Below are 26,835 nucleotides of genomic sequence, written 5' to 3'. Positions count from 1 at the left end.
ATACCATTATGAAAGAATTTCAGATTGCATACGTACCTATCGGAGTTCCCACCTTCCACCTGGAAAGTGCCAAAATACAGTTCGACGGATCAGTCAGACTCTTAAAGAGCCTTTGCGATAATGTGGCAGTGCCTGATGATATGCTGCTGTCCATAGACAAGCTTAAGGCTTTTCTTGATACCATCTCACCTGACCTTATTGTTCTTCAGAACATTACCTTTGCCAATGCGGCCTACGCTTCTGAGGTGCTCCACGCCTTTACCAACGTTCCGATCATTCTCTGGACACTTAGGGAGCCTGTTATCGACGGCGGACGCCTCAGGCTTAATTCCCTGACGGGAGCCTACTCTGCTGCCAACGCCATAAAGGCTTTCAGAAAAGAAAAGTTTGAATACATCTTCGGTGCTCCCACGGAAGAAAAGGTTGAAAAGAAGCTCTCTGCCACCATTCGTGCAGCAAAGCTTAAACATGACATGAAGGATCTCAAAGTCTGTGCCATAGGTCACACTCCTCAGGGCTTTGGCTTTGGAAGAGCGTTAGATCTTGAGATGCTCGAGAAGTTCGGTGTCCGCCTTGAGTCCATTGAGGCAAGGGAGCTTATCGACAAGGCAAAGGCTTTCTCTGACGAGGAGTGCGAAGAGTTCCTTGAAGATGCTAAAGGGCGCTGCGTCGGTCTTGATAAGACCCCGGAGAAAAACACCAAAGACTTTGCAAGGCTCTACAAGGCCTATAAGGAGTATGTCACAGAAAACAATATCGGTGCCATTGCCTCCCGCTGCTGGCCTGACTTTTTTACCTCCTTCGGAACTCCCGTGTGCGCTGTACTTGCCATGCTCAATGACCTTGGAGTTGCGGCAAGCTGCGAGGCTGATGCCTACGGTGCCCTTTCCATGTACCTTGGAATGCAGCTGACAGGTGCTCCCACCTTCTTTGGTGATCCCGTGTCCATGGACGAGGAGGAAAACACCATCTCCTTCTGGCACTGCGGAACTGCTGCCTGCTCACTGGCAAGAGAAGATACAGGTGCAGTCATCGGCGAGCACTGCAACAGGCACATCGGACCCACCCTGGAATTTGGCTGTAAGGCTGCACCCCATGCCACCATCTTCAGAATCGGTAGAACTCCCGAGGGACAGTTCAGGTTCCTTTTAGCCTCCGGTGAAATTCTCGATAAGCCAAAGCAGTTCCTTGGAACTTCACTGGTGATCCGCACCACAGCCAACGCGGAGAAAATAATCTATGATACTGTAGAAGCAGGATGGGAGCCTCACTACGTTGTCATCTACGGCGATGTGGCTGATGAGCTTGAGATCCTGGCAAACATGCTTGGCATGGAAGTTTGCAGGTACTGAGAATATGAACAGCGGCATAAACATGGAGCGGGTCAAAAAAGAGAACCGCTCTCTGATACTCAAATACATAAACGACAAGGGGCCGGTATCCAGAGTGGACATCGCGGAAGCCACCGGCCTTACCGCCGCCTCGGTGACTCAGATTACCACTGCCCTCATCAAGGAAAAACTCCTTCTTGAGGTGGGAGTAAGTCCCGAGAATACAGGAACCGCCGGCAGGAAAAAGATCCTTCTTGACTTTAATCCGGATGCAGCCTGGATAATCTCCGTCAACATCGAGTCGGAGACCACCACCGTTGCCATCTGCAACAGCAAGGGGGACCTGGTGGGAGGCCGCATCAGACAGATCCCCACGGACAAAAAAGCAGGTTCTCAAAAGTTCCTGTTTCTTGTGGCGGACATATGCATAAACCTTGCAACAGACCTTAAGCCAAGGCAGAGGAAGCATCTTACCTGCATCAGCGTTGGAATCCCCGGTATCGTAGACAAGGAAAACGGTATTTCCGTTCACGCCTACGGCATATGGAAAGAGCCTGTGGAGGTAGCAAAGATCATTACTGAGAGGACCTCTCTTCCGGTGATCCTTGATAACAACGTAAATGCCTTCTCCACTGCGGAGATTCTCTTTGGCACAGGACGGAACTTTGACAGCCTTCTTGTTATCAAGTGGGGCCCCGGTGTTGGAAGTACCATCGTCGTCAATAAAAAAGTCTACGAAGGACGCCACGGCAAGACCGCTGAGCTTGGTCACTTCATCGTTGAAAAGGGCGGGAAAAAATGCAGCTGCGGAAGGCGGGGGTGCCTGGAAACACTGCTGTCCTACAAGGAGCTGCAAAAGACAGCCCGTTTCCTTCCGGAAAACTTCGGGAAGGTTTACGAAGAATCAAAGGGCGCTGTAAGAAAGAGTTTCGATAATGCGATAGATCTTTTTGCAAGGAGCATTGTAAATACAGGAACCATCATAGCCCCCAACAGGATCGTGCTGTCGGGAAGCCTTTTTGGAAGCGCCGTTGTAAGAGACAAGCTCATTGAATGCTGCAAGGAGTATGACCCTGCCTACAACGAAAACAGAATCTGCTACACCGCACTCTCCGACAAAGAGAGCTACATCGGCCCTGTTGCCGTATATCTTGAAAGATACCTCTATACATAAAAAGAACCTCTATGCCGCCGGCAATTCCGGTTGCATAGAGGTTTTATTATCTCTATGAAATTGGTCTAGAAGCCCTCCATCCTGCGCTGTCTTCTCAGCTCGCGTCTTCTCTCGGCGCCTTCCCACTCCGCCTTCTCGCTTTCGGTGCGAACGTTAAGTCCGTAGGGAACAAGCACAGGTGTGTTGTCGTCATCTATACATACTTCAGTAAGGTACGCTCTGTTGAGCACATGTCTCATTCCGTTCCTTCTGTCTTCCACGTAGGTATCTACCCTGACCTCCATTGAGGTCTTGCCCACATGAGTGATCTTGCCGATGATAACGATTATGTCATCCAGCTTGGCACCCTGCTTGAACTGCATGTTGTCGATGGCTGCCGTGGTAACGGGATTTCCCGAATGCCTTACCGCAACGATACCGGCCACTTCATCTATCCAGGACATGAGCAGTCCGCCAAAGAGCCTGTCCTCGCTGTTGATATCCGAGTACTTGATCACCTTGGTCCACTCAGTGATGGAATCCTCCACGTTCTTATTGGCGATCTGGTGATCCACATGAAAAACTTTTCCCATATAGTTACCTCCGAAAGAGATTTAAATATACTACCATTTTACCCTAAACCTTCCCCCTTTGCCACTCAAAAACCTCACCCTCCCCTTTGCCATCCTTCCCTGCGACACAGCCCTGCATTCCGGGCGCGGGGCGGGGCGGCCGGTCAGTTGGTCCGTTTGTCGTAGGAAGTGATGACAAAGCGGGTAAAGAGGATTATCGGGGCAATAGGGTGTTTAGCGCAGAAATGGAGGAGCTTTCCTGCCTTTCCGGGAATGTCCACTTTGGTATCCACGATCTTCTTCCTGATATCCTCACGGAGGAACACTCTTCTTACTCTTGCCACTGTATCTTTTTCCGGGCAGCGAAGCTCGCTCCGCAGGACCACCAGGAGCATTATCACAAACTCCCTATCCATCTGGTGATCGGCGTTTATGATCTTCTTGTCTTTAAGGATCTCGCGGAAGGTCTTGTCCGAGCGCTCAAGGTTTGAAAGGAGCTTGGGATTATAGCCGTGGGACATGGAATCGAAAACCGTTCTGTAGTGATAGAAATATCCGCCCTCCATGATCACAAGCCTCTTGCAGTCGCAAAGGCAGGGCAGGGTTATATTTACGTCCTCTCCCATGATGATGGAGGGGTCGCAGTATTTGATGTTGTCCAGGATAAGGTTTCTGGAGATGAGCTTCATGCAGCGGGACATGGTGACGGGCCTGACTTCATTTCCCATGAGGTTCTTCTTGACCTCCTCGAGGTCGGCTCCCGTGTACACTCCGGGCTTAAGCCCCTGGGTCTCTTTCCTTCGCTCCCCCGCTTTCTCAACGATGTAGTTGGAGGATACGATCTGTCCTCCGGTAAAAGAGCTGTCGTAGTGCTTATAGAGCTCCTCAAGCATATCCGTATCTACCCAGTCATCGCTGTCTATAAGGCATATAATGTCGGTCTTTGCATCTGTAACGCCTGCGATCCACGCAGAGGTAAGTCCCCCGTTCTCCTTATGGATGACCCGGACTCTTTTATCCTTCTCCCCATAGGAATCGCACATTACGGGACTTACGCCGTCTGTGGAACCATCGTCCACTAAAAGAACCTCAAAATCCTTGAAGGTCTGTCCCAGCACCGACTCCATGCACTGTTCAAGATATTTTGCTGTATTGTAAACCGTGATAACCACACTGATAACGGCCATAACCAGTCTCCTTAGATGTAAATATCACTTAATTATAGTATACATGCGGCTTTATGGCAAAATCAGGCAAAATTAATAAAAACTTTATATTGTCGTAAGGGAATCTAAAGATTTATAGGTTATGATAGACCAAATGGCGAAATCGTTTAAATTGTTTGAAAATATGGAGATGATCCTATGGATATAAATACAAATATGAACAATAAGAAAGTGATAGATACCATCAATTACAACGGCAAATACGTGGATGTGGATGTCGTCAAAAAGAAAGCCGCCTATGCTATAGCAATGCTGATTGCCATGGCATCAGCGCTGGTCCTGTTCTTCTTGTAAAAAAATAAGCTGCGAAACCGGTTCTTTCCGGCCTCGCAGCTCTTATTTTTTTGCTTTAAAGTCCCTTTTTCTCTCTGTTGTAGTTTATAAGGCATCCCGCCTGGACGATCTTACGCTCATCCTCTGTCATGGGAGTGGTGAAAAGAGATATCTCTTTTACCGTATCACCTATAACGTAGGCCTTTATGCTCTCTGTGGAATTCTCCGCGAGGGCTTTTTTGATGCCGGGAACATAGATGTAGCTGCCGATATCGAACATGTCGGGAGCTTCTTTCATCTGGAAGGGAACCATTCCCCAGTTCATAACGTTGGAGCGGTAACGCTTTGTGGCGTACTCCTCGCAGATATTTGCAAGACCGCCGATAACTCTCTGGCAGGAAGCTGCCTGCTCACGGGCTGAGCCGTCGCCGGGCTTCTTGGCGTAAACCATGGAACCGATCTCGGTCTCTGCTGCCTTTACATCCTCATTTCCGGGGATAGTCCTTATCTTGTCAAATACAGCCTCAAGCTCGGGGCAAACCTTTGTAACGTCTTCTCCCGCAACTCTTGCCTTCTCAACCTTATCAACCTCCTTGGATCTTCCAACGTACTCGGGATCTCTTCTTGAAAGAGTGAACTCAGCAAGTCCCAGAGGATTTGATCTGAAGGATGAGGTCTCGCCTGAAGGGATGAGCTCATCGGTGGTGGTTACAGGGTCAAGGATCTTGGAGCAGACCTTAAGAAGGATATTGTCGGTAAGTCTGCTCATTGCAGGCCAGGGCTTGATGTTGGGACCGCTGACCAGATCCTCGTTTGTATCAGCCTTGCCAAAACCGTAGTAGCAACGGGCTTTGTAGGAGCTGTCATCAAACTTATACTCAGGAATATCTCCCCAGCAATCCAGTGTCTCTGCGGAGGTAAGGATACCGCCGTTAACGCTGGTTGCAGCAATGGATCTTGCATCCATAAGGGCAACCGCAGACATCTGGCCGTTACCGGGCTTTGAGCCCTCACGGTTCGGGAAGTTACGGGTCGTGTGACGGATTGAAAGACCGTCATGCATAGGTGTATCTCCTGCGCCGAAGCAAGGTCCGCAGAAGGCTGTTCTTACGATAACGCCTGAAGCCATAAGGTCTGTGATAAGGCCCTTCTTGGCCAGGTCCATAAATACGGGCTGGGATGAAGGATAAACAGCCAGGTTGAACTGATCGCAGCCTGTGTTCTTACCCTTGAGGGCGTGGGCTGCTTCAACAACGTTGCTGTAGTTTCCGCCGGCGCAGCCTGCGATGATTCCCTGCTGAACCATAAGTCCCCTGTCTGTTACTTTGTTAAGAAGATGGAATTCTGCTTTGCCCTGGGAAACCTTAGCTGCCTCTTTTTCCACATCCGCAAGGATGTCCTTCATGTTGGCGTTAAACTCGTCGATGGTGAAGGCATTGCTGGGATGGAAAGGAAGGGCGATCATGGGCTTAATGGTGGACAGATCAATCTCGATGACACCGTCGTAGTAAGCCACATCAGCAGGATTAAGCTCTTTGTAATCCTCTCCTCTTCCGTGTTCTTCAAGGTATTTCTTAGTATCTTCATCTGTCCTCCAGATTGAGGAGAGACAGGTGGTCTCAGTTGTCATAACGTCAACGCCGTTACGATAGTCTGTGTCCATGGATGCAACGCCGGGTCCTACGAACTCCATTACCTTGTTCTTAACATAGCCGTTCTTGAATACTGCGCCGCAGATAGCGATGGCGATGTCGTGAGGTCCAACGAAGGGCTGAGGCTTGCCGGTAAGATAAACCGCAACAACGCCGGGACGTGCCACATCGTAAGTATCCTCGAGAAGCTGCTTAACCAGCTCTCCGCCGCCTTCTCCAATGGCCATGGTTCCAAGGGCTCCGTATCTTGTGTGAGAGTCAGAGCCAAGGATCATCTTGCCGCAGCCGGCCATCATCTCTCTCATATACTGGTGAATGACCGCAATGTGAGGAGGTACATAGATTCCGCCGTACTTCTTGGCAGCGGAAAGTCCAAACATGTGATCATCATCGTTAATGGTTCCACCCACCGCGCAAAGTGAGTTGTGGCAGTTGGTGAGAACGTAGGGAATGGGGAACTTCTCCATTCCTGAAGCTCTGGCGGTCTGAACGATACCAACGAAGGTGATATCGTGGGATGCCATCGCATCAAACTTTATCTTAAGCTGCTCCATGTTGCCTGAGGTGTTGTGTGCCTCCAGGATAGAGTATGCTATTGTGCCTTTGATTGCCTCTTCTTTGGTCACATTCTTGCCAAACTCTGAAGAAAGCCTTGCCTCTTCCCCCTCGGGAACCAGGTCCTTCCCGTTTACAAGATATGCGCCTTTGTCGTACAACTTGATCATAAATCGGTCTCCTTCACAAATGGTTTCCAGTCACAGTTAAATCAATATTACACGATTGTATACAATAATGCAATTATGGTTCCCAGGAAAAGAAACGGTGCCATGGGAAGTCCATCTTTCACCGTCAGCTTTTTTGCCAGGATCATTATCACCGAGTAGATTGCGCTGATGACAATGCCTGCAATAAGAGCCGTGGCTATCTTATCGCTTCCAAGATAAAGCCCCATAAGAGCTGCCATTTTAACGTCCCCGGCTCCAAGCTTGCCCCTTACGATGATATAGCACAAAAGAAAAGCTCCTCCGGCGATCAGTGCTCCGACGATTCCCTTTATTATCAGGTCATAGGCTTCTTCTTTGCCGGCAAAAAGAGCTATCGCCATAAGCATGGGCCAGATAAGGGCCACCGGCCCGAGTACCTTATTGGGGATCCGCCTCTCTTTTTTGTCCGTATAGGCAAGAAAAGCCATGGTACCCAGAATAATGAGTGCCATGGCTGTTTTGATTATCTCAATTGTCAAACTCTCTGATAATGCAGTCATACCTTATAGTTTATCTTCCCCTTGGCTTCCTTCATGGGATCCTTCATATTGGTGGCATTGTACTTGGCAAACTGTTTGGAGAAATATCCGGAAAAGCCCTTAAGATAGGCATTGTTCTTGGAATCCTCCAGGTCCTTGACATACATGTCCATTCCGTACTTAAGTCCGTACATGGACTCTGCCATATGCTGCATTATCCTGTAGACGTCCGAATGATTTTTCAGGATAAACTCATCGATGTCGGCTTCCGTAATTCTCATAAGCAGCATATCGGAATAGGCCACAACGGTGTAGATTGAAGGTTTGCCTCCGGTTAAAAGGCCCATTTCCCCGAAGTACTCATCCTTGGACTTGATACCCAGAATTGCCTCGTTCTCAGTCTCATACCCGGTATAGATCTCGGCATTGCCCGACACGATCTTATACATGTCCATGTTGGCTTCGCCTTCTCTAATTATCACAGTACCTTCGGGAACCTTGATCATCATATGCTATGCCCTCCTGCAAGGTGCGGGTTAACGCTACACTTATAATAATAACATAAATTATGCTACAATGATTTATCATGAACATCAGACAAATCAGTGATCTTAACACACCGGAACTTTATATTTACACCGGGATTTCAGAGAGGCAGCTTCTGACCATCAACGAACCCAATCCCGGGATCTTTATAGCCGAGAGCTTTAAGGTGCTGGAAAGAGCCCTTACTGCTGGATTTAAGCCCATTTCTGCCCTTGTGGAAAAGAGCTGTCTGCCCACCCTTAAAGAGCTCCTTGAAAAAAAGGCTGACCTTCCCGGGGACTTTCCTGTCTACGAAGCCTCGGAGGAAGTCCTTGATAAGATGACAGGGTATCATCTCACCGGCGGCTGCCTTTGCGCCATGGAGAGAAAAGAGCTCTACAGTCCGGAGGATATCCTTAAAAATTCAAGACGCATCGCATTTCTTGAGAACATAATGAATCCCACCAACGTCGGGGCCATCTTCCGCTCTGCGGCTGCCCTTGGCATGGATGCGATCCTTCTTACCAGGTCCTGCTCCGATCCGCTGTACCGCCGCTCCATCAGAGTCAGCATGGGCACGGTGTTCCAGATTCCCTGGGCCTTTATAGATTCAAAGGAAGTTTCCTGGCCGGGTGATGGCATAGGACTTCTTCATGACCATGGCTTTAAACTGGCCTCCATGGCTCTTCGGAATGAGTCTGTGGATATAAACGATCCTGTCCTTAAGAGTGAAGAAAAGCTTGTGGTGGCTCTTGGTTCTGAGGGCGAGGGTCTCCTTGCGGAAACCATTTCAAAAAGCGACTACGTCATCAAGATACCCATGTTCCACGACGTGGATTCTCTCAACGTAGCCGCCGCAAGTGCGCTTGTCTTCTGGGAGCTTAAGTAAGTTACCCGATCTTCTTTTCAAGGGTAAGCACGTTCCATCCGTCCCTGCGCTCATAGGCCATGTTATCCACATGATTCTTGACCATATAAACGCCCAGGCCTCCGATCTGACGCTCCCTCAAAGACAGCGTCCTGTCGGGATCCTCCTGCAGCATGGGATCGTAGGGAATTCCCTCATCCATAAAGGTGATCCTTACCGTCTGACAGGATGCATCATATGAATATATGACTGTCACCTTCCGGTCCACAGTGGGATAAGCGTAGCTTGCAATGTTATTAAATATCTCATCCACTACCATATGGATCTTCAAAACATCCTTGCGTGTACACTCAGGGATGTTTTCAAGTTCATCCTCGATAAAGGAATAAACCTCTTCTATATTGTCTACATCGGCGGGAACACGAAGTCTCTTTTCCCCGTCCTTTTCTTTGGGCCCTGCGTATCTGACGATGAGCATTGTCAGGTCGTCAAACTGCGGCGCATCACCCTCAAATTTCTTAACATCTTCGGTGATATGGGCAAGAAGGTCAACGTTGGAGTCGTCCTTGTGATGGTTTATCGAGGAGATCATTCCTTCCATCTTAAAGGCATCGCCGTCACCGTTGGTGGCTTCGGGAAGGCCATCCGAGTACATGAAGAAGGCATCCCCTTTATCCAGGTGGACGATATCATCCTCATACTCCATGTCCTCCATGGCTCCAAGCACCACGCCGTTTTCCCGCTTAAAGAGCTCAAAATCACCGCGCCCATGCTGTATCAGCGGATACTCATGGCCGCCGTTGGACTCGATGATATCACCGGTGGAGATGGTAAGGATCCCCAGCCACACCGTAACAAACATCAGCTCACTGTTTCCTTCATTGAGGCTGTTGTTGACATCAGCCAGGATCTGCGCAGGTGTTCCGCCCATCTTGGCTCTGTTCTTGATCATGGTCTTTGAAACCACCATGAAAAGTGCAGCAGGAACGCCTTTTCCCGATACGTCTCCAACAACCATGCACAGATGATCGTTATCTAAAAGGAAAGCATCATAGAAATCTCCGCCCACTTCCTTTGCAGGATTCATGCTGGCAAAAAGGTCAAACTCGTGTCTGTCCGGGAACAGCGGGAAATTGCTTGGCAGCATGTCCTCCTGGATCCTGGTGGCGATATCAAGCTCCGCGCTTATCCTCTCCTTCTCGGTGGTCATTTCCATGACCTCATCTATGTAGTGCCTTGTCTTCTCGGACAGATTTCCGAAGGCATTGGCCAGAACCTCGATCTCGTCGCCGGTCCTGTAGGCATCCTCCATCTCAAACTCCAGGTTGTCCCCGGTGAGGGCTTCCACCTTCCTGGTCATAAGAAGGATTGGTTTAAGCAGTCTTCCCGAGAAAGCAACAGCCACGATCACGGCGTTCACCACAAGAAGCACCACCACCAATAGTGAAAGCCAGCTGGAAGTCCTGAAGCTGTCTGCATACTTGCTTATTCCGCTTTGGGATACCGTATCAAGCTTTGTCAAAAGAGCCTGTGTAGGCCTGTAGATTTCCTCCTCCGAAACAAAAAAGATAGCTGCACCACGAAGGACATCTACAAAGGCGTAGGCCGCATAGTAGTTTAATCCGTTTACGGTCACGGGATCAAAGCCGTCTTTTCCTGAGGCAGCCGCCTCAAATATCTTCCTTAGCTGCTCATTGTCACCGTCCTTGATATTGGCTGTAAGTCCCTCATCAATTGCCAGTTCGCCTATGGTATAAGGTGAGTAGATGATCTGACCGTTTTCATTAACAAGAATTGAAAAAGCCGTTTTCCCACGGGATACCTTTGACAGCTCCTGCCTTATGGTATCAAGCTTTGTGGAGCCCTCCAGAACGCAGATCAGCTCGCCGGTGTCGTCATAGACGGGAAGTCCGAAAGCTATCTCATCAACTCCGTAGAAATAGCTGTGCATTGCCGCAGTAAAAAAGATATCCCTGTTTTCCACAGCCCCCTTGTACCAGTCTCTCGTTGTGGCGTCATATTCCCTGATACTGCCATCTTTTTCGTACTTGGAATCGGAAAGCCTGTCCATAGCTAGGGTGTAGCCTGAGGGCAGAGAAATGTAGCAGTCAAGAAGAAGGCTCTCATTCTGGCTGACAATCTCCTTCATCATAGGCTCCAGGTTGGCAAGCCTTCGGACCTTTGACAGCTCTTTTTCATCTTCGGGATCTGCCCATTTGGCAGTAAGAAGCTGCAAAGAGTACTCCCCGGCGTCTTTCATTAAAGGAGGATGAACCTGAGCCTCGGAGTAGTTTTCCGGATGATCGTAGATGTCTTTTACCTGCTTTGAAAGAATGGACAACTCATGGTAAAAGACCCAGAACTCATAGCCCACATAGTCTGCAGCGTAATTGGCATTTCCAAGCATCCGTTCCCTGGTCATATCCATCATGGATTTCTCTGACATCTCTTTTACTGCCTGGTTGGTGTCGATGCCGGTGCGCTGTGACATCTGAGACAGTGACCGAAGCTGCAATATAGCCACGACAGCAAAGGCGGTAATTGCAGTTACCACCAGCATGATGCAGAGCATGAATATTTTATTCTGAAGTCCCTTGGGGGCTCTTCTGCGGAATACTCCCATCTTGTGCTCCTTCTGCAGAGGCTTCCTTATCAGTTAATTCTTCTTTGCCGGTTCATTCTTCCTTGCCGTAATATGTGACAGCCAGCATGGTCAGGTCGTCAAACTGCGGCGCCCCATCCACAAACTCATCTATCTTCCGTTTTACATGGGCAAGGATATCTTCAGGCTTCTTACCGGTTGCTTCATTAAGTGCTTCCAAAAGCCTTTCGGTGTAGAAGCGCTCGCCCCGAAGGTCCGTAGCTTCGGTGACGCCGTCGGTGTAGATAAATATGGTATCTCCTTTTTCCAGGGTAAAAGAGTCTTCGCTGTATTTCATGTTCTTTTTACCCCCAAGGACAAAGGAGTGCTTGGTCCTGATAAAAGTGAACTCTCCGTCGCTGCCTTTTTTCACCGGATTCTCATGACCGGCATTGGCCTGTGTAACCTCTCCCGTGGAAAGGGTGATGACCGCCAGCCATACTGTTACAAACATCTTCTCCTTGTTGCCTTCAAAGAGCATGTTGTTGACATCAAACAGTATCTGGGCGGGGGTTCCGCCGGCCAGGGCCCTGGCCCTTATGGTCTTCATGGCATTTACCATGAAAAGAGCGGCAGGTATTCCCTTTCCGGACACGTCAGCCATGACAATGCACAGGTGATCCTCGTCCATCATAAAGACATCATAAAAGTCTCCCCCGATTTCCTTGGCGGGAGTCATGGATGCATAAAGATCAAATTCTTTTCTGTCGGGGAAAAGCGGGAAATTCTTGGGAAGCATATCAGACTGGATACGACTGGCCACATTAAGCTCCGATTCTATCCTCTCCCTCTCGGCTGTGGCCTGGGTGATGTCATCCTCGAACCTGTCTATATCCTGCTCCATTTTGTCCATGGTGCGGGCCAGATCATCGAACTCGTATCCCGCATTGAGATCCAGATTGGCAAAATGTGTCTTCCATCTGTAGCCTGCCAGATGGTCGTCAACATATCTTTGGGCTGCATCGCTTATGATCATTATGGGATTCATGACAAGGGTCTGCATGCGCCTGTGATAGAGACGTCCCATCACAATAACCACCAACAGGATCGCTATCAGGGACAATCCAACGAAGGATAAGGTGTTGCCAAGAATCCTGGTATAGAATGCATCGGTCTCCACAAATACCACAACTTCCCTGTCGAAATATTCAACAGGCTCATACCAGATAAATACTACATTGCTGGCATCAACCTGCATGTAACGGTACAGGTTCTTTGCAAGGGACCATCTTTCCTGCTCAATGTGAATAAGGTCTTCATCCTGGAAGTTTCGCCACATGACGTAGTCCACTCTGGTGGCGGTATCGGAACCGAATTTTTCCACGTCACACAGAAGTGCTGCAATATGGGTCCTCCTGTCGAAGACCATAAGTGATGTTCCGTTAAGATTCTGATTGTTGTTGTTAAAGGCGTACATTATGTCCGCCACAAACTGATAGTCCTCTCTCTTTGCAAGAGGAGGATCATACTCGTTGTACCATTTATAACTAAGGAGCTGTCCCTCAAGGTCAGCAGCGTCATTGACAAACATTTCAGCTCTGAAGGCATCGGGATCCGTGCGCTCCTGCTCAAGGACCGCATCCACAAGCTGTGAGATATCTACCTGAGAAGTGATGGTGTCCTCAATGGTCTTTGCAGTATCTACGTTGTCGCTGTAGCGGCCTCTTACGACGTTATAGAAAAACACAATGGCAACCGCAAGCATGATAATAGTCCCCAGCAGCATATAATTTGCCGCTGTGGCCACTGTAAGCTTTCTGCTTAGGGATTTAATTTTCTGCTGATTACTGCTGCGTTTTACCATTAGAATTTCCGTCTATGCTCTTACTCTGTTCTGCTGCCTGCGTAGATAGGTATTCCAAAGCCTCTCGGGAGAAGCTTTTCCGATAAAAGAAGCGACTGCTGGTTGTGTCTGTCCAGCTCAATCCTTACATCAGGGCTGTATTTCTTTTCCATGGAGATTACAAACCTGCCCATAAGATAGGGAAGTGTCTTCTTAAAACTTTGGTCGAGACATACCATCAGCTGTATGGCTATAACTCCTGATGGTCTTTGATGGAAAAGAAGCAATCCGTTTATGGCGCCGTCAATTATGGAAACACAGGACACATCATTCTCGAACCATCCCATATCCAGGTCTGAAAGATCATCGCAAAGTCCCACCATGCCCTGCATCACGCATTTGGTCACACCTTTCCTGAAAGATCTCATTGTGACCTGTTCAAGGGGAAGGATTGTGTCAGGAATCCCGGCCTTTTTGATCTTCTGTAAAAAAGGCATGTCAGAAAGCTCCGAAAGTTTGACCAGCACTACGTCACTTTCCGAAAGTCTCATGTTAAAGCCTGCCTCTTTAAGCATCTCCTTAAGCTGCCTGCCTTCCTTTACGGGAATGAAGGCATGGGAACGTACTACTCCGTCGGATTTTATCCTGTCCGTGTAGTCATCCATCATATAGGAAAATGCATCCTCATTGTCACTTCTTATAAAGACGATATTGCTCTCGGTATCGGCATCTTCATTTATATTCTTTAAAGTCCAGACCATCCCTGCCCGGGGCATGGACGTAGCCTCGTCCACCACAGCAATGGCCCTGTAATAGGCTCTTCCTATATTCTCTGAAACATCCTCTCCGAGGTAATCGGCGTATTCTTCCCGGTTATCCTCATCAATGTCTACGATTCTATACATTTCCACCTCCGCAGGTTCTTTTTCAGATGATTGTCAGAACGTCAACAAATCCTGTCATTTCGAAAACTTCCATGATCTCCTCGTTGACATTTTTAATGGTGAGCTTCCCATTCTTGTCATCCATCTCCTGCTGAGCCTCAAGGATTACCCTCAGTCCTGCGCTGGTGAGATATTCAAGCTTTGCAAAATCAAGGTTGATCTCCTCAAGCTCTGATATGGGAGTAATTATGGCCTCCGACAGCTGGGGCGCTGTCTTGGTATCAAGCATTCCCTCAAGAGCCGCATCCAAAGTGCTTCCGTTTCTGTCAATTTTAATATCAAGCATTCTTAGGTCCTCCTACCAGGTAAATGCAAAACCGCCGAGTCTGACAGGGCTCTAATTCCTAATCAGATTCGACGGTCATCTGTCCCCATCTAACACTATTAGTATATCATCATTATCGGTTTACCAAACATTAACATTCCATTAAATCACAACAGCACAAAGAAAAAGGCCCGGAGCCTTACCTTGCTCCGGGCGAACTTATCCGTTTTTCTTATGGTGCCGTCGGATACTTCACAGAATCGTTCTCCTCTTTCTCGATCCTTTGGATATCCTCCCGGGCCTCGTCATCTATATCTCTTCCCGCGAACTGTTTGTTGCGGTCCTCCTCCGTGATCTTTCTGATGACCTTACAGGGATTTCCGGCTGCAATGGTCCAGGCAGGAATATCCTTCAAAACCACTGATCCTGCCCCTATAACTGCATTATCTCCAATGGTCACACCGGGGCATATAACAACATTGCCGCCTATCCACACATTGTTTCCTATGGTGACGTCTATTCCATACTCATACCTTGAATTTCTTGTGGCAGGGTGGACCGGGTGCCCGGCAGTATAGATCGAAACGTTGGGCGCGATCTGCACATTATCACCGATCCTGATCATTCCTACATCCAGCATGGTACAGTTATAGTTTGCAAAAAAGTTCTTTCCCACTTCAATGTGAGTGCCGTAGTCGCAGTAAAAAGGCGGGTTCACGAAGGTGTCCTCATAGGACTTTCCAAACAGCTTATTGATGATCCCGGTTATAGCAGCAAAATCCGATCTGTCCGCGGTATTGAGCTCCTGGGTGAGCTTCCTGGCGATCTTCTGCTCCTCAAACACCTCGTCGTCGGAAATATAAACCAGCTCCTTGTCTCTTCTTTCAACATTGCTCATTTTCATAGTGTTTACTCTCTCCTGTAGTTCTTTTCCCGGGGGTTCAAGGCCCCATATGAATGCAGTTAATTTATATCATTATAATATAAAATAGACACCCGCAGATGAAAATGCCACCTGTAAAGAGACATGTTTTTTCTCTATTCTTGATGTATATGTCAAAAATTCTTCCCTAAGGAGAACAATGCACTTTTATGTTAAAAAAGAAATATATGATACTTTCGGGACTGGCAATGCTGGCAGGAATCCTAACAGGATGCGGGAATAATAAGATGGAGATCAGGGATTATCACACAGATATTTTTGGACAGAACGTTTTCATATTCACTCCGGAGGATGATACCGCCGGGATTCAGGATGCATTGGATAAGATCTATGCAACACAGGAAACCGCTCAGTTTGATGACAACAGATACGCGGTATATTTCATGCCGGGAGAATATGACGTTTCAGCCAACGTCGGCTTCTATACTCAGCTTGCCGGCCTTGGCGCTCTTCCAACGGACACGAAGGTTGCCTCGGTAAATACCTATGCCGAATGGCTCACAAATCCTCAGGGGCTTCACAATGCCACCTGCAATTTCTGGCGCGGCATCGAAAATATTGAAATGCAGTCGGATACGGTATGGGCGGTGTCTCAGGCCACCGATATGCGAAGGGTTCAGGTGGACGGAAACCTCACCCTTCATGACAATTACGGCTGGGCCAGCGGCGGATTTCTTGCGGATTCCAGGGTGACAGGTTATGTGGATTCCGGGACCCAGCAGCAATGGCTTTCAAGAAACAACAGCTACAGCTCCTGGATGGGACAAAACTGGAACATTGTGATGCTGGGTGATGATACGGCCGGCGTACCTGAAAAGACCTGGCCTGAAGCCTCCTACACTGCAATTGAAGAAACAAAGACAGTAAGAGAAAAGCCGTTTCTTGTTTATGACAAGAAAGACGGTTTCGGGGTTTTCGTTCCGGACTGGAAAAAGGACAGCTCCTCCTATGGATGGGGCGGCGAAACACCTGAAGGAAAAGTCCTTCCTCTCAAGGATTTTTATGTGGCAAAAGAGGATACGGATACAGCCGCTACGCTTAATCAGGCCCTTTCGGAAGGGAAGAACATTCTTTTTACCCCGGGAATATATGAGCTTGATGAAGCCATCACTGTAAAAAATTCCGGCACGATCCTGCTGGGAATGGGACTTGCAACCCTGCGCTCCACCGCAGACAACGGCTGCATCGTAACGGAAAACGCCGATGATCTTATCCTGGCCGGACTTCTTATGGATGCGGGAACTACCGAATCTGAAAAGCTTGTATCTATCGGTGCCAAAGAAAATGCCGCACCTTCCCTTATTGCGGATATGTATTTCAGAGTCGGCGGCATCGCATCAAGCGGACCCTGCAAAGCAAAAAACTGCATCACTGTAGACCTTGATAACGTCGTTGGCGACAACCTCTGGGTATGGAGAGCAGACCACGGCGACAATGTGGGCTGGGATCTCAACACCTGCAAAAACGGCATCATAATAAACGGCGCCAACGTCACCATGTACGCGCTGATGGTTGAGCACTTTAATGAATATCAGACCATGTGGAACGGAGAAGACGGAACCTGCATCATGTATCAGAGCGAGGTTCCCTACGATGTCCCTGACAAGGGACAGTGGATAAATCCCGACGGAAAGAGATTCGGATACGCCTCCTTTAAGGTAGCGGAAGATGTCACCTCTTTTGACGCATCGGGACTTGGAATATATCTGTACAATAGGGATAATGCAATCCCAATGTACTGCGCCATGGAAGTTCCCGACATCACGGGAGTCCATGTTCACCATGTCATAACCGCATATCTTAACGGTTTCCCCGGAATGAAATGCGTCATCAACGAGGCCGGAAACTCCATCCTCGCTGCGGGACAGACCGCTAAGATCATCGATTACGAAAACGGACAGTGGAGGTAATGGGGGTTACCCATCTGTCAGAACACCAGAAGCGCCACCAAAGGGATTGTGATAACCGACAGCACCGTTGACAGTGCCACCCCTTTGGAGGCCAGTGTGTAATTGCCTCCGTACTGCTGTGCAACCATCGCTGTCATGGAGCCTATAGGCGTTGCCAGCATTATATAGCAGACATGAAGAAGCATCTCATCGTGAATGAACAACCTAAGGAGCACTATTCCCAGAATCGGGAGTCCCACAAGCTTGATCAGAGAGAATATAAGGAGCCTTAAGTCGTTTACCACATCTTTTATATCAAAGTGAACCATGGACTGCCCGATGACCATCATGCTAAGGGGCGCCGCAAGGCTGCTTAAGTGCCTTGCCGAGATTCTCAGGACCTCCGGCATATGGATCCCCGATACATAGATGACTATGGCAAGGGCACTGGAAATTACCCCGACATTGATCATCCTTCCAAGGTTCTCTCCCTTCTTAAAGGGACTCTCCCCTTTCATAGCCGCAATTCCATAGGTGTACATCAGGAAGTTATAGGGAAACTGAAACAGTGTTCCGTACAGAACAGCCTCAGGCCCGTAAGCCGCCTGAATAATGGGAAGCCCCATAAATCCTATGTTTGAAAATATCGCCATTACCCGGTATACGTTTCTGTCCTTATCCGGTACTCTCACCAGCGGCAGAAGCACAAAGGAAAATCCTATCAGAAACACGTATATCAGTATCGACAGCAAAAAGCCACTAAGCAGCTCTTTTCCCCTGATGGTACTCTCATAATTCATTCCCGCAGACAAGATCATAGCCGGCGTTGCCACATTTACCACCAGCCATGACAGATTCTTTGAAAACGAATCTGTGATAAAGCCCTTCTTTCCGCAGAAGAATCCAAGGCCCATCAGTATGAACAGCACTATCATTTGTTGAACCAAAACCATTGCTCTGAAAATCTCCTCTATTGTTTTTACCGGAATGGTCCCTAGGGACTTAAGTCAAGGGGCCATTTTTCATACCCCTCTATAGTACAGTATGACAAATCGAGCAGGCTCGATTCTGCACACAGACATTCCGCACTTCGTGCTCCATGTCCTTACGACCGGCAAATGAATTTGTATGCAAGCATCCATTCGCTTGCCGGTCTTGTGCAACAAAAAGAGAACCGTAATCTCTACGATTCTCTCATTCTCTCTGCCTTGAACGCATTATTGTTGCTGCTTATCTTCATCAAATTCTCTTGTTCTTGCTCCCATACTCTTTAATTCCTTTTTGCGGTCATACATCATATGGTCTGCCCTTTCAAACAGATCATGAAGCTGCTCATCACTCGGCTGAAGTGTTGTATAGCCGATAGAAACAACAACATCACCGTTTCCTATGTTTTCTTCTACCTGCCTGTTAAAGTCGGCAATCACTTCGTCCCTTGTATCGTATCCTTTTCCTGACAAAAGAACTACAAACTCATCACCACCGGTTCTGTAAACCGAACCATGACTGAAAACATTGCAGATAAGAGAACATGCATCTTTGATAAGCTCGTCACCGGCAGCATGTCCTTGCGTGTCATTTACATATTTAAGGCCGTTTATATCACATACTACAAGTGCCAGTTTATCAGCAGCTCCCTCACGTATCCAACTGTTTAACTGGGCTTCAGTCTCCATGTAGGCATGTTTATTTCTGACTCCCGTCATTGAATCGGTATTTGCCATGCTCTTGAAGACTTTGCTGTTTTCTTTTTCTTCTTCCAGCTTCTCTTTAGCAACACGCCTTATCATGTAGTACAATACAGTGGAAAACATAGAAGCTAATGCAAGCAGGAATAATATCTGCCTGCGATTAGTAGCAAGACTCTTTTCCCTTATCTCCTGAAACTGATCCTCAATAACGCTTTCGCGAATCATTACCACCAGTTCCCATCCGGTATCTGCCACAGGTTCATAGCATATAGTATCAACTACATCACCTATGGTAAAAGTCAGCGTTCCCCTTTTGGCATTTGCAAAATCATCGCGAAATGAATTCCACTTATCTTCTGAAACATTCCCGCTTGTGGCATCGAAAATATTTTTTGTTCCAATAAGCTGTCCAAGCTCTGTTTCCGATATATTGCTGCCATTTTCGGAATACAGCGCAAAATGCGTACTTTCCTGATCATCGAAAGCAAGCAGATCAACTATGTCGTTAATATCTATCTGAACGAAGCATGCTTTAAACTGCTTGCCCATAATCTTTATATCTATCGGTATAGCAAGACACAGATCCTTGGATGAGCCATAGCGGAAAACAGTGCTTATCATTTTATCGTCCAAAGTCTTTTTCGCAAGGAAAGGATGCCTGCTGCCGCCGGTATAGGTGGTATACTGCGTATAAACTATATCATCCTCATCTACCAGCGCAAAACGGTTAAGAGACAAAAGACTCTTCATCCTGCCGATAGCAGCTCGAAGATCCTCCTGGGATTCTATCTTTTCATCATCTATGACGCTTACAGCCTTTTCCATGTAGTCAAAATTATTGTTGATCAGGTTTGTAATTGTCTTGGCTCGTCTGTCTGCCATCGATTCAAGGTAGAAAGCACTCACAGCCGAAACAGCCTCATTCGTAGATGAAATAGCCTGCTTAGAAGCCCAATAAGTATTGGCGATTACCGTTACCATGATAAGAACAGATCCAATCGCCGCAGTTACAGCCACTGCCTTTTCACTAAGCTTCTTACCCTTCATTGAGAAACGTCTCCATACAGGATTTCAAGCATTGGTGCCGCATCTTCCTGATAAATAATAGTTGTACTTTCATCAGTCTTATCCGGGAAAAGAGCTCCCGGCAAATTGCCATCTGCAATTTTGACCGCAACCTGCAAAGTGTCAAATCCAATGGAATAGCAGTCCTGAACTCCCAGGCAATAGATAATACCATCTCTGAGATAATGAAGTGCCTCCTGATCATGGTCCATTCCAACAATCACTGCCTTACTTCCAAGCTCAGTAACCGCTCTGGCTGTTCCAACAGGATTACTCATATTGCAGCATACAAAGCCAGCAATATCAGGATTGTCCTTTAACATCTGCATGGTCAGGTCGTATGCCAGATCTATGGAGTCCTGATCATATTCAACTGCAACTATTTCCATATTTTTATATTTAGCAATAGTATCCTTGGCGCCCTCTGCTCTGTCTTCATGACAAGGAGCTCCGTGGCTTCCAACCAGGATACCCACCTTGCCCTTGTAGCCAAGTTTTTCGCATAGTGCTTCTGTTAAGTCTGCCCCATCCTGATAGTTATGGGTATTTCCCACGTAAGCAATCCTCTTACAATCAGGAGCTGCATCAGAGCTGGAAAATGTCATGACCTTATTGCCTGCATCAATCATCTGATCCAGTATCGGAGATATCTTCTCCTCATCTGCCACATCCACTCCGATCACATCATAGTCACCTTCCATGGCCTGCAGCAATCTTTTTGTCTGGTCTTCGTAGGAAGCCGCATCCGGAGCCATATACTCATAAGTAATAACTATGCCCTTATCAAGATATTTTTTTTGAGCATCCTCCATTCCAAGGGCAACAGCATCCCACCAGGGATGAACTATCTTATAGGTAAAGTAGAAATTGTATTTCTTCTTAGCAGGGACATAATCATCGAGGCTATGTTCAAAATCCACCACGTTTTCGGTATCCTCCGCTTCGGGCTCAGCCTCTGCAGAATATCCGCTGCTGGTACCTGCAATCACAAGAGAAAACGCCACTATCAGAAATTTGCGAAATATATTATTCATCTTTTCAGACATAGCATTCCTCCTTGCAGGCAATATTATCACTAATAATATTAATATTAGTCCACTATTAAAATAATACTATATTTCGCCAATTTGTATTCTTAAATATATATTAAAGATGTGGTAAAAAAAATGAGACAGATCCTGGGCAATATCTGTATTGTGAACTCTGTAATAGCGCTTGAAATGTGCGGATATGAAAAAATTTTATTTCAAATATGTAACCATGTTATCATTAATGTCGCTATACAGAGTGAAGGCCTTAAAAAGAAAGAGAGGATCATCTTCATGGATGACTCACAGATCGTAGAGCTCTACTTATCAAGAGATGAATCAGCCATAACGCAGACATCTCAGAAAGATTCTTTGTGCTGAATGAAGGTGCAATAGTTGTACTCATGGATCCGGACGAAGGAATCTGGAGAATATTCTTGAAGTAATAATCACAAGGGAGGAATTATGAAAAAGAAAATAATATCAGCTATACTATCATTATTAGTAGCCAACAGCGTCATTTCAGGATGTGGAAATACTGTAACACCAGGCAATACGCAGGTAACTTCTCAGGAAGAAGAAAACTCTGTTTCTGACGAGAACACTGCTGATGCCACAAACACCCCCATATCAGATATTCCGGAGGCAGATATCAACATGGACTTTAACAGCTCACTCATAGACTTTATAGAAAAATACGGCTTTGCCGACAAGAACTACATGATATCCCCCACCTCGTTCAGAGCAGCTCTGGCGCTTGCAGTTTCAGGTGCTGATAACGAAACAAAAGATGAGCTCCTGAAGGCGATGGGCTTTAGCAGCATGGATGAACTGACTTCATGGTATGAAGGCGTAACCGCTTCAGTAGATTCCTATAATGAATGGTTAAAGACTGCCCGGGATGATTTTAATGAATACCGGGATTACTACGGAGATGATGCCCAAGCTCCGGATGGTGCTTTTGACCTGGAAAATTCCATCTGGAGAAACACAAAGTCCAGCGGAGAGCTGTCCAAAAAGTACATGGAATACGTAAAAGAAACTTTTGGTGCGACCGCTGAGAATGTCCCTGAAGACAAGATCACAGATAAAGTAAACAGCTGGATCAATGAAAATACCAATGGCCTTATCCCATCCATCAGTAACGACCTGTCCTTTGCAGATCTTATCCTGGTAAATACTCTATATCTTCGCACATCATGGGTAAGTGACTTTTTTGAGTTTGCCACACAGGAAGGTGATTTCAAGACTCTTTCCGGAGAAACAGTAAAAAAAGACTTCATGAACCAGCAGGATAAATTCAGATACTACGAAGATGAGAACGGAAAGTTTGTTATTCTTCCCATGAATGGCGGGATAAACGCTGTGTTTATCCTGGGAGAAGTAGACGATGTCGTCAGCAAGATTCCTTATGCTTTGATTGAAGAAGTCGCTGTTAAGCTTCCGAAATTTGAATCAGAGACCTCATTTTCCGAGAACCAGCTTATCGATTTCTGCATGGCCCGTGGTGCCAGGCAGGCATTTACTCGAGACGCAGACTTCTCACTTATGAGCGACGAGATGCAGCTTTATATCACAGATATCATCCAGAAAACTAAGATCAAGGTAGACGAAAAAGGTATTGAAGCAGCCGCTGCCACAGCAGTCATGATGACCGAAGGCTGTGCTCTTGAAGAACCCGAAGTAAAAGATTTTACCGCTAACGCACCATTTAAATACATGATCCTGACAGACAGTGAGTCTCCTGAGCTTCTTTTCTACGGACAGCTTGTTGAGTAAATATTTAAGGGCTGAGTTTACTTTATTTTCCGGCACCATCTGATGTTTTTGCAGGGGTCCTGCCCTTTTTCTTCTCGAGAGAGCAAATCCGAACCCGGTTGATAAGATGTCTGGAAAAAGAAGGATTTCCTCCATAATACTTATGTACCACATGGAAATTCTTGCGCTTCTTATGTTTAACAAAATGTTTGATAAAAAACCTTACATTAAGCAAAATCACGCTGATAAAAGCAAATATTGTTCCGCATATATACCCAAGCTTTCCAGCAACCTTCATCATGGTTGTCTCTTCAGCTTTAAGATAGGCCTTATATTGCTCAGCTGAAGTTATCGGAAAATTGATAATTTTGTCGTTATCCATATTGCCTCCTCAAAGAATGTATGACAGTTGCATAGCCTCAGTTTTTATGAACTACCCTCACCGACTCCACGTCGGAAAGGGTAGTTCATTTAACTATTTTCTTCAGATATTCCTTCATCTTGAATGCACAGAAATATGGGAACGTATATATATCATTTGCATGTCCCACATTAAAATCTCCTAGTTTTATTCCATATGTAATATCACTGTAATTCTCATTCTTAATGAGTGTAGACAAAGACTTTGACTGGTCGCTATTGGACTTAACCTCAACAGGTATAAGATCATCCTGAGTTCTTACAAAAAAATCTTCTTCCAACGTAGAATTTTCCTTTTTGTAATAAAAAAGCCCCAATCCCTGCTTAATAAAGGCCTCTGCCACAAAATTTTCATATAAAGCACCTTTATACACTCCAAGGTTTTTATTAACTCTGAGATCTTCCTGAGCTTCCTCATCCAGCGCTGATACCAATAATCCGGTATCCGGATAGTATAGCTTAAATTTACTCTCCTCAATATTTCCCTTTAATGGCAGTTCAGGATACTGCAAGCAATTACACTCTGTTATAACGCCTGCATCAATAAGCCATTCTATACATCCTGTATATTCTCTTGATCTCGCATTTTTCCCAAGCTTATTAAATTGGAACTTCTTGTTTTCTTTGGCCAACTGAGCCGGAATACTTCTATAAACACTTATTATCTTTGTCTGATCAAGACCTTCCGCGTACTTTCTTACGTCCTCTTCATAATCAAGCCTGATCTGCTCCTGTACATCAAGTGTTCCTGAGAATGTTCCAGACTCTATATATAGCTTTACGACCTCCGGCATTCCTCCAAGCACACTGTAATCCAGGAATAAACTCTTAAAGACAGTAAGCTCATTGTCATTAAATGGCTTAATCTCAAGCATATGCGATAATATGGAATCAATCTGTTCCTGGCTATAACCTTTTGCCCAAAGAAACTCTTCAAAATCCATAGAATACATCTCATAGTCCGTTTTTGAGCCAACACTGTTACTATGAATCTTTTTATAATTTATTCCCAACGTGGAGCCACTACAGATAACATCATATTTACCGTCTATCCTAAATGACTTGAGCGTTGTTGCGACATCAGGGTTTTCCTGTATCTCATCAAAAATAATAATGGTTTTGCCCGGCACAAACTTTAAAGATGGATCAGCTAATGATATATTCTTTATTACGCTTTCCACATCATATCCATCTGCAAGGATTTGCATAAATTTTTTCTCTAAAGCAAAGTTTATATATACAACATTTTCATAATTTCCCTCGGCAAAATGCATGATTGATTCGGTTTTTCCAATCTGTCTTGCGCCTTTTACTATCAGAGGCTTATGCTCAGGATCTGCTTTCCAATTGTTTAGATAGTCATCTATCTTTCTTCTGTAATACATTTTGTCAACCTCCAAAATAATGCTATCACAAAAAAATAGGCACTTCAATCATTTTTTACACATTTTATGAGCTACTTATTGCAATCCATAACACATTTCATTATTATTGTTATGACGCCAGCATCACAGCATAAAGACGATTATTTTTACATCTGTACCACTTTTGAACCTAGTTATTGATATACATCAAATGTTTCACCATTATGTGTATCCGCATGAATACTGTATTCTTTTCCAATCATGATAGCCTTTGCATCATGCCCATGCCCTATATCTCTTGTACATGCTACGGGAAGCACCTCTGAGATATGCATTTTCAAAAGATCGTATACAGAAAGCGATAGCCCTGCCTTTTCATAGTTAGTGATAGTTCCAAGCAATACTCCTGATATTTGGTCAAACACACCTATATCGTCCAAATGGTTAAAAAGAGTCCCTATTTGTCCGGATTCTCCTCCAAGCGCCTCAATAAGCAATATCTTCCCGTTCATGTCGGGCCAGTATCTTGTTCCTGCAAGTTTGGTGAAGCAGCGGATATTGCCGCCAACAACCACGCCTTGCATCGCTGTTCCCTGCAAAAAGCTGTATTTTATATCGAACAGGTCATTATTCTTTCCGAAGATGTAATCTGAAAATCTATGCTTTTGAACATCGCCGCAGGACCAGATCAAATTTTTTACCTGATAAAGAACTCCCGGCTTTCCCGTCATCGTGTATATGGCATTGATTACAGTTGTCAGGTCACTATATCCCCAGAAAGTCTTATCCGCCTTTGCAATGGTGTCATAGTCTAAATATTTTAACACTCCATTAGCCAAATCTCCGCCGGAAATGTCGTAGATTGCATCTATCGAATCATCAGCGTAAAACCTCATAAGAGCTTCCGCCCTTTCCTTATCAGTACCACTATATTCATCTATGGTCCTGATGATATGCGGTGAAAGAGCTGTTTCAATATTCATGTTGTTAAGAACCTGTTCAAGTTCTGTTATCTGATCCTGCCACTCCGGCAGATGCCCATTTGAACAGGCTGAAATACCAATTTTCATTGTCTTTTCCCTGTTTTTATATAGCTTATCAGTTCCTCTAAATCATCAAAGTCATCATAGTCTCCCATGATTCCTTCGCGATGATAGACTATACCTGCCTTTTCGTTGCGTTCCAGGCAATCCAAAAGCTCTTCTACTCCAAATCTTCGCGCATATTCCGCAAATGCCCTTGCTTTAATCTTGTCTGCATATAAGCCTTTGCGACAATTCGCCGGTTCGCATTCATAACATCCATTCAGATTTTTATCAATACCACACCTGCGGACCTCGCACCACTCGGCATCTTTACACCAGGATAGCTCCATAAAGCCATCTCTTTTACATCCCTTACAGGTTACATTTTCAGAACACAGGCAACATGCTAATCCGCAACGCGCTATTCCAAGTTCTCTTTTCATCTTCCCTCCCAGGGTTAGTCTAAAAAAATACTATAGTTTCAACCGCATATCCTTATATTTTTGATTTCTTTCTTCAAAGCCAATCTTTTTATAAAGAGAATAACCTTCTTCTGTAGCCTTCAGGTCTATATAACACAGGCGCTTCTCCTTGGCATAGTTTACTACGTCGTTCATTAAGCGTGTACTGATGCCTTGTCCACGATACTCTTTCTCAGTGAATACGCTCAGGACTTCACCAACTGGTCCATTTTGCATAGATGGATTAGCTGGTTTTTCTATAAGCAAAAGATATGCCGTGGCAACCAGCTGTCCATCAGCTCTTGCCACAAATGCAATAAGATCTTTACCAAGCTTCCTCTTAAAATAGTCCGGCAGTTGTACTTCCATGGCATGTTGATCATCTTCGCTGATTGAACCATAATCATCCATGATATATGCAATTCGAAGCCTGGTCAGTTCTGAAATATCTTTATTGTTAGCTGTATCAAATGTTACACTCATTATTATTTCTCCGTATGTAAATGAATCCTATATTAGATTATTCTATAGTACAGGAAAGCAACAAAAAAAAGAAGCATCACTGCTTCTCTCTTACTGCCGGCGACCGGGATCGAACTTTTGTGACATCTCAGAACCCGCATGGAAAGGAGCCTTGCGGACTCACCTTCTTTTTGGGTCCAATTTCTGACCCACTTTCGTATGATAAAGGATGCGCATATTTACTAATATAAAC

Annotated in this window: 25 protein-coding genes; 7 read left to right on the top strand and 18 right to left on the bottom strand. The window is 45.9% G+C overall.

The genetic code is table 11. From position 1 onward, the window contains the following. Nucleotides 1-8 precede the first annotated feature (8 nt). Both T456_RS0104500 and T456_RS0104495 read left to right on the top strand, forming a co-directional pair. Nucleotides 9-1,352, top strand: a complete 1,344-nt coding sequence (locus tag T456_RS0104500; protein WP_024865105.1) for an L-fucose/L-arabinose isomerase family protein — start codon at nucleotides 9-11, stop codon at nucleotides 1,350-1,352. A gap of 4 nt (nucleotides 1,353-1,356) precedes the next feature. Then, nucleotides 1,357-2,505 (top strand): ROK family transcriptional regulator, encoded by a 1,149-nt coding sequence (locus T456_RS0104495; protein WP_024865104.1) that lies wholly within the window; start codon nucleotides 1,357-1,359, stop codon nucleotides 2,503-2,505. 65 nt (nucleotides 2,506-2,570) lie between these two features. Here the strand turns inward: T456_RS0104495 and T456_RS0104490 are convergent, their stop codons facing one another. Continuing rightward, complete coding sequence (locus tag T456_RS0104490; RefSeq protein WP_051464969.1) at nucleotides 2,571-3,077, bottom strand: acyl-CoA thioesterase; 507 nt, start codon at nucleotides 3,075-3,077, stop codon at nucleotides 2,571-2,573. Nucleotides 3,078-3,220: 143 nt separating this feature from the next. Continuing rightward, nucleotides 3,221-4,243, bottom strand: a complete 1,023-nt coding sequence (locus T456_RS21055) for a glycosyltransferase family 2 protein (protein WP_024865102.1) — start codon at nucleotides 4,241-4,243, stop codon at nucleotides 3,221-3,223. Nucleotides 4,244-4,420: 177 nt separating this feature from the next. Here T456_RS21055 and T456_RS22325 point away from each other — a divergent pair, with 177 nt between their 5' ends. Further along, nucleotides 4,421-4,576, top strand: coding sequence for a hypothetical protein (locus T456_RS22325; RefSeq protein WP_155838020.1), 156 nt, complete (start codon nucleotides 4,421-4,423; stop codon nucleotides 4,574-4,576). Nucleotides 4,577-4,631: 55 nt separating this feature from the next. Here the strand turns inward: T456_RS22325 and T456_RS0104475 are convergent, their stop codons facing one another. Genes T456_RS0104475 through T456_RS0104465 form a run of 3 tightly spaced genes read right to left on the bottom strand, consistent with a single transcriptional unit; the run spans nucleotide 4,632 to nucleotide 7,959 of the window. Continuing rightward, entirely contained in the window at nucleotides 4,632-6,932 is a 2,301-nt protein-coding gene (locus T456_RS0104475; protein WP_024865101.1) for a hydratase, read from the bottom strand. Between the two features lie 47 nt (nucleotides 6,933-6,979). Continuing rightward, nucleotides 6,980-7,471 (bottom strand): prepilin peptidase, encoded by a 492-nt coding sequence (locus tag T456_RS0104470; protein ID WP_024865100.1) that lies wholly within the window; start codon nucleotides 7,469-7,471, stop codon nucleotides 6,980-6,982. After that, entirely contained in the window at nucleotides 7,468-7,959 is a 492-nt protein-coding gene (locus tag T456_RS0104465; RefSeq protein WP_024865099.1) for a Crp/Fnr family transcriptional regulator, read from the bottom strand. Before T456_RS0104465 ends, T456_RS0104470 begins: the two co-directional genes overlap by 4 nt. Before the next feature lie 74 nt (nucleotides 7,960-8,033). On the opposite strand from T456_RS0104465, the gene T456_RS0104460 reads away from it, so the two are divergent. Then, on the top strand, nucleotides 8,034-8,864 hold the full coding sequence (locus T456_RS0104460; protein ID WP_024865098.1) for a TrmH family RNA methyltransferase: 831 nt from the start codon (nucleotides 8,034-8,036) through the stop codon (nucleotides 8,862-8,864). Between the two features lies 1 nt (nucleotide 8,865). Here T456_RS0104460 and T456_RS21050 read toward each other — a convergent pair whose 3' ends face one another. From T456_RS21050 to T456_RS0104435, 5 genes are all read right to left on the bottom strand, one after another. After that, a complete protein-coding gene (locus T456_RS21050) occupies nucleotides 8,866-11,466 on the bottom strand; it encodes a SpoIIE family protein phosphatase (RefSeq protein WP_024865097.1) in 2,601 nt (866 codons plus the stop codon). A 52-nt stretch (nucleotides 11,467-11,518) separates the two neighbouring features. Continuing rightward, nucleotides 11,519-13,288: a PP2C family protein-serine/threonine phosphatase gene (locus T456_RS21045; RefSeq protein ID WP_024865096.1), complete on the bottom strand. Its 1,770-nt coding sequence runs from the start codon at nucleotides 13,286-13,288 to the stop codon at nucleotides 11,519-11,521. A 20-nt stretch (nucleotides 13,289-13,308) separates the two neighbouring features. Then, nucleotides 13,309-14,172, bottom strand: coding sequence for a hypothetical protein (locus T456_RS0104445; protein ID WP_024865095.1), 864 nt, complete (start codon nucleotides 14,170-14,172; stop codon nucleotides 13,309-13,311). Between the two features lie 22 nt (nucleotides 14,173-14,194). Continuing rightward, the gene (locus T456_RS0104440) at nucleotides 14,195-14,497 is read right to left on the bottom strand and encodes an STAS domain-containing protein (RefSeq protein ID WP_197026855.1); all 303 of its coding nucleotides are present in this window, start codon (nucleotides 14,495-14,497) and stop codon (nucleotides 14,195-14,197) included. A 211-nt stretch (nucleotides 14,498-14,708) separates the two neighbouring features. Beyond that, nucleotides 14,709-15,374, bottom strand: coding sequence for a sugar O-acetyltransferase (locus T456_RS0104435; RefSeq protein ID WP_024865093.1), 666 nt, complete (start codon nucleotides 15,372-15,374; stop codon nucleotides 14,709-14,711). Nucleotides 15,375-15,568: 194 nt separating this feature from the next. Here T456_RS0104435 and T456_RS0104430 point away from each other — a divergent pair, with 194 nt between their 5' ends. Next, entirely contained in the window at nucleotides 15,569-17,329 is a 1,761-nt protein-coding gene (locus T456_RS0104430) for a glycosyl hydrolase family 28-related protein (RefSeq protein ID WP_024865092.1), read from the top strand. A 17-nt stretch (nucleotides 17,330-17,346) separates the two neighbouring features. Here the strand turns inward: T456_RS0104430 and T456_RS0104425 are convergent, their stop codons facing one another. The 3 genes from T456_RS0104425 to T456_RS0104415 form a co-directional block, all read right to left on the bottom strand. Next, nucleotides 17,347-18,261, bottom strand: a complete 915-nt coding sequence (locus tag T456_RS0104425; protein ID WP_081748984.1) for an AEC family transporter — start codon at nucleotides 18,259-18,261, stop codon at nucleotides 17,347-17,349. 264 nt (nucleotides 18,262-18,525) lie between these two features. Next, the gene (locus tag T456_RS0104420) at nucleotides 18,526-20,046 is read right to left on the bottom strand and encodes a GGDEF domain-containing protein (protein ID WP_024865090.1); all 1,521 of its coding nucleotides are present in this window, start codon (nucleotides 20,044-20,046) and stop codon (nucleotides 18,526-18,528) included. After that, nucleotides 20,043-21,110 (bottom strand): substrate-binding domain-containing protein, encoded by a 1,068-nt coding sequence (locus T456_RS0104415; RefSeq protein WP_024865089.1) that lies wholly within the window; start codon nucleotides 21,108-21,110, stop codon nucleotides 20,043-20,045. The genes T456_RS0104420 and T456_RS0104415 overlap by 4 nt, the downstream gene beginning before the upstream one ends. 120 nt (nucleotides 21,111-21,230) lie before the next feature. On the opposite strand from T456_RS0104415, the gene T456_RS0104410 reads away from it, so the two are divergent. Both T456_RS0104410 and T456_RS0104405 read left to right on the top strand, forming a co-directional pair. Continuing rightward, nucleotides 21,231-21,473, top strand: coding sequence for a hypothetical protein (locus tag T456_RS0104410; protein WP_024865088.1), 243 nt, complete (start codon nucleotides 21,231-21,233; stop codon nucleotides 21,471-21,473). Between the two features lie 84 nt (nucleotides 21,474-21,557). Further along, on the top strand, nucleotides 21,558-22,871 hold the full coding sequence (locus T456_RS0104405; protein WP_024865087.1) for a serpin family protein: 1,314 nt from the start codon (nucleotides 21,558-21,560) through the stop codon (nucleotides 22,869-22,871). A gap of 22 nt (nucleotides 22,872-22,893) precedes the next feature. Here the strand turns inward: T456_RS0104405 and T456_RS0104400 are convergent, their stop codons facing one another. The 5 genes from T456_RS0104400 to T456_RS0104380 form a co-directional block, all read right to left on the bottom strand. After that, nucleotides 22,894-23,232 (bottom strand): hypothetical protein, encoded by a 339-nt coding sequence (locus T456_RS0104400; RefSeq protein WP_024865086.1) that lies wholly within the window; start codon nucleotides 23,230-23,232, stop codon nucleotides 22,894-22,896. Nucleotides 23,233-23,317: 85 nt separating this feature from the next. After that, nucleotides 23,318-24,655 carry an ATP-binding protein gene (locus T456_RS0104395; RefSeq protein ID WP_024865085.1) on the bottom strand — a complete coding sequence of 446 codons (1,338 nt, stop codon included), beginning with the start codon at nucleotides 24,653-24,655 and terminating at the stop codon, nucleotides 23,318-23,320. Between the two features lie 173 nt (nucleotides 24,656-24,828). Continuing rightward, nucleotides 24,829-25,704, bottom strand: coding sequence for an LD-carboxypeptidase (locus T456_RS0104390; RefSeq protein ID WP_024865084.1), 876 nt, complete (start codon nucleotides 25,702-25,704; stop codon nucleotides 24,829-24,831). Then, the gene (locus T456_RS0104385; protein ID WP_024865083.1) at nucleotides 25,701-26,102 is read right to left on the bottom strand and encodes a DUF3795 domain-containing protein; all 402 of its coding nucleotides are present in this window, start codon (nucleotides 26,100-26,102) and stop codon (nucleotides 25,701-25,703) included. The genes T456_RS0104390 and T456_RS0104385 overlap by 4 nt, the downstream gene beginning before the upstream one ends. Before the next feature lie 30 nt (nucleotides 26,103-26,132). Beyond that, nucleotides 26,133-26,603 carry a GNAT family N-acetyltransferase gene (locus tag T456_RS0104380; protein ID WP_024865082.1) on the bottom strand — a complete coding sequence of 157 codons (471 nt, stop codon included), beginning with the start codon at nucleotides 26,601-26,603 and terminating at the stop codon, nucleotides 26,133-26,135. Between the last annotated feature and the right edge of the window lie 232 nt (nucleotides 26,604-26,835).

The sequence above is a fragment of the Butyrivibrio sp. FCS014 genome, from assembly GCF_000526935.1.
Classification (GTDB): Bacteria; Bacillota; Clostridia; order Lachnospirales; family Lachnospiraceae; genus Butyrivibrio.
The sequence above is the reverse complement of the archived record's forward strand: the minus strand, read 5'-3'. Positions and strand labels throughout refer to the sequence as shown.

Bases quoted from the DNA above. Each gene is read 5' to 3' on its own strand.
- T456_RS22325 (WP_155838020.1), top strand. From the start codon at position 4,421: ATGGATATAAATACAAATATGAACAATAAGAAAGTGATAGATACCATC.
- T456_RS0104410 (WP_024865088.1), top strand. From the start codon at position 21,231: ATGAGACAGATCCTGGGCAATATCTGTATTGTGAACTCTGTAATAGCG.
- T456_RS0104430 (WP_024865092.1), top strand. From the start codon at position 15,569: ATGTTAAAAAAGAAATATATGATACTTTCGGGACTGGCAATGCTGGCA.
- T456_RS0104495 (WP_024865104.1), top strand. From the start codon at position 1,357: ATGAACAGCGGCATAAACATGGAGCGGGTCAAAAAAGAGAACCGCTCT.
- T456_RS21055 (WP_024865102.1), bottom strand. From the start codon at position 4,243: ATGGCCGTTATCAGTGTGGTTATCACGGTTTACAATACAGCAAAATAT.
- T456_RS0104390 (WP_024865084.1), bottom strand. From the start codon at position 25,704: ATGAAAATTGGTATTTCAGCCTGTTCAAATGGGCATCTGCCGGAGTGG.
- T456_RS0104445 (WP_024865095.1), bottom strand. From the start codon at position 14,172: ATGTATAGAATCGTAGACATTGATGAGGATAACCGGGAAGAATACGCC.
- T456_RS0104465 (WP_024865099.1), bottom strand. From the start codon at position 7,959: ATGATGATCAAGGTTCCCGAAGGTACTGTGATAATTAGAGAAGGCGAA.
- T456_RS0104440 (WP_197026855.1), bottom strand. From the start codon at position 14,497: ATGCTTGATATTAAAATTGACAGAAACGGAAGCACTTTGGATGCGGCT.
- T456_RS0104475 (WP_024865101.1), bottom strand. From the start codon at position 6,932: ATGATCAAGTTGTACGACAAAGGCGCATATCTTGTAAACGGGAAGGAC.
- T456_RS0104500 (WP_024865105.1), top strand. From the start codon at position 9: ATGAAAGAATTTCAGATTGCATACGTACCTATCGGAGTTCCCACCTTC.
- T456_RS0104405 (WP_024865087.1), top strand. From the start codon at position 21,558: ATGAAAAAGAAAATAATATCAGCTATACTATCATTATTAGTAGCCAAC.
- T456_RS0104385 (WP_024865083.1), bottom strand. From the start codon at position 26,102: ATGAAAAGAGAACTTGGAATAGCGCGTTGCGGATTAGCATGTTGCCTG.
- T456_RS0104415 (WP_024865089.1), bottom strand. From the start codon at position 21,110: ATGTCTGAAAAGATGAATAATATATTTCGCAAATTTCTGATAGTGGCG.
- T456_RS0104380 (WP_024865082.1), bottom strand. From the start codon at position 26,603: ATGAGTGTAACATTTGATACAGCTAACAATAAAGATATTTCAGAACTG.
- T456_RS0104425 (WP_081748984.1), bottom strand. From the start codon at position 18,261: ATGGTTTTGGTTCAACAAATGATAGTGCTGTTCATACTGATGGGCCTT.
- T456_RS21045 (WP_024865096.1), bottom strand. From the start codon at position 13,288: ATGGTAAAACGCAGCAGTAATCAGCAGAAAATTAAATCCCTAAGCAGA.
- T456_RS0104400 (WP_024865086.1), bottom strand. From the start codon at position 23,232: ATGGATAACGACAAAATTATCAATTTTCCGATAACTTCAGCTGAGCAA.
- T456_RS0104395 (WP_024865085.1), bottom strand. From the start codon at position 24,655: ATGTATTACAGAAGAAAGATAGATGACTATCTAAACAATTGGAAAGCA.
- T456_RS0104490 (WP_051464969.1), bottom strand. From the start codon at position 3,077: ATGGGAAAAGTTTTTCATGTGGATCACCAGATCGCCAATAAGAACGTG.
- T456_RS21050 (WP_024865097.1), bottom strand. From the start codon at position 11,466: ATGGGAGTATTCCGCAGAAGAGCCCCCAAGGGACTTCAGAATAAAATA.
- T456_RS0104470 (WP_024865100.1), bottom strand. From the start codon at position 7,471: ATGACTGCATTATCAGAGAGTTTGACAATTGAGATAATCAAAACAGCC.
- T456_RS0104420 (WP_024865090.1), bottom strand. From the start codon at position 20,046: ATGAAGGGTAAGAAGCTTAGTGAAAAGGCAGTGGCTGTAACTGCGGCG.
- T456_RS0104435 (WP_024865093.1), bottom strand. From the start codon at position 15,374: ATGAGCAATGTTGAAAGAAGAGACAAGGAGCTGGTTTATATTTCCGAC.